Below are 425 nucleotides of genomic sequence, written 5' to 3'. Positions count from 1 at the left end.
GAAACCAATATATTGATATTAACAAATGGACGCGGCCGGGAATCAAAAACAACGGCGTGAAGAAACTGGTGGTCCATTACACGGCAAACCCCGGCGCGCCCGCTGCCAATCATTATAGATACTTTGGTCAAACGCTCCCCGCACAGAACAGAAATCTGTCTGAGAAGAAACAGACGTTTGCCTCTGCACATATCTTTGTCGATCGTACAGAGGCTATTTGTATCATTCCGTTGAATGAGGTGGCTTATCATGCGAATGATGTCCAACAGATTGTTAACGGGCAGCCTTACCGGGGTGTCGCGGCGCTGAAGCCGAATGCGAATTTCTTATCTATCGGCGTGGAGCTTTGCATTGAAAAGAACGGCACTTTCCATCCGGATACCATTGCCCGTGCAGAACAAGTCTGCGCTGAGCTATGCAAGAAG

Annotated in this window: 1 protein-coding gene; it reads left to right on the top strand. The window is 48.7% G+C overall.

Annotated elements, in window-relative coordinates; all coding sequences use genetic code 11:
- Nucleotides 1–425, top strand: a 425-nt coding sequence (locus AC1M36_RS28520) for a peptidoglycan recognition protein family protein (RefSeq protein WP_479846526.1), incomplete at both ends; no start/stop codon positions are given.

It is taken from the genome of Bacillus sp. Medicinal_06, assembly GCF_056711665.1.
Note: the sequence above shows the minus strand (reverse complement) of the source record. Positions and strands in the feature narration are given on the sequence as shown.